Here is a 5783-nt window from a genome sequence, read left to right on the forward strand (position 1 = left end):
CCCCGGCGCCCTGACCTGCGAGTATCTGCACGCCTAGAGACACGGTCCCCAGGCGCGTTTCTCCATGTCTGGGCAGGTCAGGGCATAAATCTGGGCTCTATCCGCTCCGAATTACGCGGAACGCAGGTTTGCACCCGTTGCACATTCACCGACAAGCTCAATGAACTGCTCGACGACGGCACCGGCCGGATCAGGCCCGAGCTCGTTCCTCTGGCCGATCGGTTGCTCGCGATGAACAACCCGTTGTCGGGCCTGACCTGGCTTTACCCTCGCAAGGGGAAGGACCGAACCCCAGCGGACCTGCTGCGCGAACTCGGACGCGGGCAAATCGAGCTGACCCACGAGGCGTTCCATGCTCTCGAACCTTGGCGGGCCGCGGCACATCTGCGGGAACTGCTCATGGCCTGCGGTGTTCTGCCCGTCGTCGACAAACAGATCTGCGGATTCGTGCGCTGGCTGCCCGGCCACCTCGCGACCATCACCGACCCGGATCACACCCAAATCATCCGTCGCTACGCGACCTGGCACCTGCTGCCCCGCCTGCGGGCCAAAGCCGAACGAAAACCTCTCACCCCACCGGCTCGACGCCACACCCACGACCAAGTCAAACAAGCCACACTGTTCCTGGAATGGCTTGCAGGACAAGGCGTCACGCTCGCTGCCAGCAGCCAATCCGACATCGACGCATGGCACGCCAGAACGGCCCCCACCGCCGAGGCTGCCTGCGAACTTTTCTGTTGTGGTGCATGAACAACCAGCTCACGGGGCAATTCTTCCTGCCGCCGATAGCACCGAATCGAAGACCACCCATGCCACCCGAGGAGCGCATCGAACTGCTCGGGCGCACTCCTCCGACCAGCCATTACGCTCACGCGCGGCGGCCGCGATCGTGTTGCTCTACGCTCAACCGCTCACCCGCGTCGTCCGGCTCACCATCGACGACGTCATCCACGACGGCGATCACGTGCTCTTGCGCCTGGGCGAACCCGCCTCGCCGGTCCCGGAACCGGTTGCCGATATCCTGCTGGCCTGGATCGACAGCCGCACCAACATGAACACCGCCACCAACCGCGAATCGCGCTGGCTGTTCCCCGGACGGCGGGCCGGGCAACCGATGCACCCCGAAACCCTGGGCGGACTGCTGAAGGCGCTCGGCGTCCTCAACGTCCCAGGCCGGACATCGGCCATGCGACAGCACGTCCAGCAGATGCCCGCCCCCGTCGTCGCCGACGCGCTCGGCTATCACCACGTCACCACGACGAAACTCGCCGCCGAGGCAGCAGTGGTCTGGAGCCGCTACGTCACCACCCCTAGGTTCCGGTCACCCACCGGTTGGACTCCTCCGACAACACACGACAGTTGAATACGCGATCTCATCACCAGTCCCGAACCCCCGGTGGGTGGTCCAGGCACGGCGGATGGGGGGCGCGGACGATGATGATGGCGTCGGCGAGGTCGAACCAGGCGTCGATGACGCGTTCGCGGCGTTCATAGCAACGTTGCAGCCTGTTGAAAGCGTTGTGCCAGGAATTCGTTCTCTCCACATGCCAGCGCTCGCTGGCCTGATCGGCGCTTTCTCACCCTTGGTTGCGATCTGCCCGTGCAGGCCGCGCCCGGGCAGCCGGTCCCGTGTCTTGCCCGAGTCGTAGCCGGAGTCCAGGTGCACAGTGATCGTCTCGGGCAGTGGCCCGAGGTCGTCGAGGCGATCGACGGTAGGAGACAGCAGCGGGGAGTCGTGGCGGTTCGCGCCGGCCAGGACCCGCCCGAGCGGGATGCCGGAGGCCTCGACCAGCAGCGACCGTTTCATGCCCTGCTTGCGGCGGTCGACCGGAGATGGTCCGGCGCATTCCCCGCCGCCGGGTGCTTTGGTGATGCAGCCGTCGACGGCGATGTCGTCGAGGACCAGCCCGACGATGCGGTCGTAGGCGTCCAGCGCGATCGTCTTGAGCTGCGCGAACGCACCCGCGGTGATCCATTCGTCGCGGGGTTGCGGATCGTGCTCGCCGAGCAGGTGGTGTCGGCAATTGCTTCGTAGGCGCAACCGAACCGCAGCACCTGGATCAATTTGCCGAACACAATCCGGTCGTCGATGCGGCGGCGGTGACAGCCCAGCGGATGACCAGGATCGAAGACGGGACGCTCGGGCAACACAGCGGCAAACTTGTCCCACAAGGGGTCGATGAGCCATGATGGCAGGGCAGGCACGGACCTCCAGTGATCAAGAGACGTAAGCACTTTCATGATCACTGGGGCCGTGCCTGCCCCCACTCACACCCGGGTATCAACCCCCAATCTGCGCGACCTGTTAGCGCCACTTTTCTCGCGGATGCTCCTCAACCGCCGACCAGCACGAACCTCACCCGTCAGCGACTTTGAAATGGCCGTGACCTCATACGTCCGGCATATGCCAGCCACCAAGATCACGACCCGGAGGACCCTGCGAGTTCAGCCTGGTTATCAGAGCCGGGGCATATCCTTTTATGCTCCTCAGCTCACGATATTTGCCGCAGAATGACGACCATCTAACTCGATCATGCAGATGGGGGCGAGGTCAGCATTTCACAGCCCCTGTGCCATAACCTACTCCAGTAAAGTTAGGGGAGGCGGTGCCGGTCCAGGAGATCTGCCCCTTTATATCCTCAAGGTCGCCCGTGCCTGAGCCAGAAATGATATCCCCTGCGCCGTTGTCCGTGCGATTACCGGTCACCGGGTCAGGCGCTGAGAGAGTTCCTTTGTACTCGTAGGCCAATGTCCCGGTGCCGCAGCCTGTGATGGTTAGCGGGTCCATGACCAGGCTTCCGCGGTATTTGATCGTGTTGTCTGGTTGAGGATATAGACACACTTTGTTATGTTCCGTGCCGACCCAGGTGTCCCCTGGCTCTAGGCCGTCCTCCGAGACGACTTCGACCGCGATTCCCTCCACGTCAAACTTTGGCTCACACGCGAACGTCCCATATTTGTTCTGTGTTCCGTCGTTTGCGTAGTGGAAGGAGATGTCGACACGCACCTCCGCCTGCGCCGGCACCGTGGCCGCGGGCATCGCAACCACGATGCCGATGGCGATGGCGATGGCGATGGAAAAGCGCTTAAAGAAAGCCCTGGGTCCTACGATTTTCGCATTGACTGACATTGATCATCATCCTTACTCGCAGTTGCGACTGAAAGGTGGTTAGCCGCCCGGCTAGTCACCGGAAACACCACCAAGAGGCTTAAAATGGTCACATACGGGCAACCGATCGGCAACCGGTGCCATGCCGAGTAATAGTTCGTAGGGATTTCCCCCATACTGGGGCTCACCCCGGGGAGTGGACACCGAGTTAGTACTCCAGTACGACTTCGTGATGGATGGTGTGTCTGATCGTCCGGGTGGCTGTGGGTGGCTGTGGCGTGATCATGTCGTGTTTGTGAGTGGTGCAACGGGTTTGGTGGTGTCGGCTGGTGAGGGTGTGGACGGTGGCCGGTGGCGGCGGGCGTTCGAGGACCTGAGTGTGGGTATCGGGTCGCGGTTCGCGCGGGCGGAGACCCGTCATACGGCGGTGAAGATGCTGGCCGGGATGGTGTCGGAGCTGCCGAACAAGAACTGCTGGACACTGGCAGAACATGCCGGTGACCGAGGGCCGGGCCGAAGGCAGCACCTGCTGTCGGCGGCTGTGGTGGACGATGATGGTCTGCGAGATGACCTGCGCGACTATGTGATCGAGCATCTGGGTGATGCCGATGCGACGCTCGTGGTAGACGAAACCGGCGACCTCAAGAAAGGCGTGCACACTGTCGGGGTGCAGCGCCAGTACACCGGCACGGCTGGCAGGATCGAAAACAGCCAAGTCGCGGTGTATCTCACCTATGCCACCCGCGCCGGGCACGCATTCGTTGACCGCGCCCTGTATCTGCCGAAGTCGTTGACATCCGATCCGGACCGCTGCGAGCAGGCCGGTGTGCCCGCCGGTATGCGGTTCGCCACCAAACCCGTCCTGGCGAAACAATTGATCATCGATGCGCTCGACGCCGGTGTTCCCGCCCGCTGGGTGACCGGCGACGAGGTTTACGGTGGTGACCCGAAACTGCGCGCAGAACTCGAATCCCGCGGCACTGGTTATGTTTTCGCGGTCAGCTGCGATCACCGCGTCACCACCGCGACCGGCCGTGTCCGCGTCGACGGCCTTGCTGCGACACTGCCGAAACGGGCGTGGCAGGCGCTCTCGGCTGGTGATGGAGTCAAGGGGCCTCGCGTCTACGACTGGGCCTGGATCGAGATCGGCCCCGACACCTGTGACGCTGCGCCCGCACGTCGCTGGTTGATGATCCGTCGCAACCAGCGCACCGGGGAACTGGCCTACCACCGGTGCGGGGCCCCGGGGCCGGTCACCCTCGCCACGCTGGTGAAAGTGGCCGGCCGGCGCTGGTCGACGGAGGAGAATTTCCAGACCGCCAAGACGCTGACCGGGCTCGACCAGCATCAAGTCCGGGGTTGGCGGTCCTGGCACCGCTGGACTCTCCTAGCGATGCTCGCCCACGCCTTCCTCACCGTCTTGGCCGTCACCGAGCAGGCACTCGGGCCCGCCCCCTCGGATCGGATCCCGTTCACGCGCAATGAGATCCGACACCTATTCGCGGTGCTGGTCGTGAAACCAGCCTGCGCCGTGATCGACCGGCTGCATTGGTCGAGGTGGCGTCGCCGCCATCAACACCGGGCCCGGGTCGGCCACTACCGCCGCCGCGGCGCGGCGATTACAGTGCCCGGGTGACCACTCGACCCGCGACGCTGGCCGCGGAACTGGAAGCCGACCTCGACCGCTACCCGGACCAGCGCGGGGAGATCCTGCTCGAAGCCGCCGTGCAATGGTGGCACGCCGCGGACCACGACCGCGCCATCGACCTGCTGCACCAGGGGATCGACCTCGGCGGTGAGGACGGCGGCAACGCCCGGGTGACGCTGGCGGAGATCCTGTTCGACCTCGACCGTGATACCGACGCCTGGGCCCAGCTCGACGCGTTACGACGCGACAGGATCGATTCCGCCGCGCCATATCACATGGCCGCGGAACTACTGGAAGAACGTGGTGACCTGCCCCAGGCACTGACCTGGTTCAACATGGCCGTGACCCGCCTGTCCGACGACGAGATGGCCGAACGCGACGACGAACTGGGCTTCCTCTGCTACGCCAACAACATCATCGCCGGACGACGCCGCATCCGCCAAGCACTGGGCCTGCCCTCCGACGACCTCGACACCTCGGTCGAGTCCCTGGCCCAACGCGCCGACGAGTTCGTCCGCACTTCGACCCCGTCGAAACCACCACGCGAAATGCGGGTGCTGTTCTGGCCTCGCCCGGAAATCCCCCACGCCCACGAAACTTGGCCACAGCTGGTCGAAACCGTCGACGCCGACACCATCATCGCCGAGCGAGAGAAAGCCAACCGCGAATTGGCTGAATCCGGCATCGCCCGCATCACCATGGTGCCACTGACCGTCGCCAAACTCCTCGACTACACCACCCGCACCGGCAGCGACCCCACCGACTCCGACACCCGCCTGGCCTGCATCAACGAGATCATCACAGAAGGCCACGCCATCAACTGGCCACCGGCACGTAACACGCCATGCTGGTGCGGCTCCACCACCAAATACAAGAAATGCTGCGGCCGACCCACCACATATTGATCCGAAACTAAAAGGTTGAAGCGTAAGTGGTGTGTGGGGCCTGGAAGTAGCTGCGGGCGCGGCCGGGGAGCTTCTGGACGCGGTGGAAGAACGAGCGCACGGCGGTCTCCATCTGGGCGGG

The 5783-nt window shown here is 64.1% G+C and carries 5 protein-coding genes and 1 pseudogene; 4 read left to right on the forward strand and 2 right to left on the reverse strand.

What is annotated here, in order from left to right:
• Positions 1–231: 231 nt before the first annotated feature.
• Entirely contained in the window at positions 232–750 is a 519-nt protein-coding gene (locus IU459_RS36390; RefSeq protein ID WP_228839013.1) for a hypothetical protein, read from the forward strand.
• A gap of 139 nt (positions 751–889) precedes the next feature.
• Positions 890–1363: a hypothetical protein gene (locus IU459_RS36395; protein WP_228839014.1), complete on the forward strand. Its 474-nt coding sequence runs from the start codon at positions 890–892 to the stop codon at positions 1361–1363.
• Here IU459_RS36395 and IU459_RS36400 read toward each other — a convergent pair.
• Together IU459_RS36400 and IU459_RS36405 are read right to left on the reverse strand one after the other, a co-directional pair.
• A pseudogene (locus tag IU459_RS36400) lies at positions 1322–2205 on the reverse strand (IS5 family transposase). The gene IU459_RS36395 and the pseudogene IU459_RS36400 overlap by 42 nt on opposite strands.
• A 346-nt stretch (positions 2206–2551) precedes the next feature.
• Positions 2552–3130 carry a hypothetical protein gene (locus IU459_RS36405; protein ID WP_195134133.1) on the reverse strand — a complete coding sequence of 193 codons (579 nt, stop codon included), beginning with the start codon at positions 3128–3130 and terminating at the stop codon, positions 2552–2554.
• Between the two features lie 298 nt (positions 3131–3428).
• Between IU459_RS36405 and IU459_RS36410 the strand changes: the two genes are divergently transcribed.
• Together IU459_RS36410 and IU459_RS39910 are read left to right on the forward strand one after the other, a co-directional pair.
• Positions 3429–4745, forward strand: a complete 1317-nt coding sequence (locus IU459_RS36410) for an IS701 family transposase (protein ID WP_195134135.1) — start codon at positions 3429–3431, stop codon at positions 4743–4745.
• Positions 4742–5662 carry an SEC-C metal-binding domain-containing protein gene (locus IU459_RS39910; protein WP_195134134.1) on the forward strand — a complete coding sequence of 307 codons (921 nt, stop codon included), beginning with the start codon at positions 4742–4744 and terminating at the stop codon, positions 5660–5662. Before IU459_RS36410 ends, IU459_RS39910 begins: the two co-directional genes overlap by 4 nt.
• The last annotated feature ends 121 nt before the right edge of the window (positions 5663–5783 follow it).

The sequence above is a fragment of the Nocardia amamiensis genome (assembly GCF_015477605.1).
GTDB lineage: Bacteria > Actinomycetota > Actinomycetes > Mycobacteriales > Mycobacteriaceae > Nocardia > Nocardia amamiensis_A.

Bases quoted from the DNA above. Each gene is read 5' to 3' on its own strand.
- IU459_RS36390 (WP_228839013.1), top strand. From the start codon at position 232: ATGAACAACCCGTTGTCGGGCCTGACCTGGCTTTACCCTCGCAAGGGG.
- IU459_RS36405 (WP_195134133.1), bottom strand. From the start codon at position 3,130: ATGTCAGTCAATGCGAAAATCGTAGGACCCAGGGCTTTCTTTAAGCGC.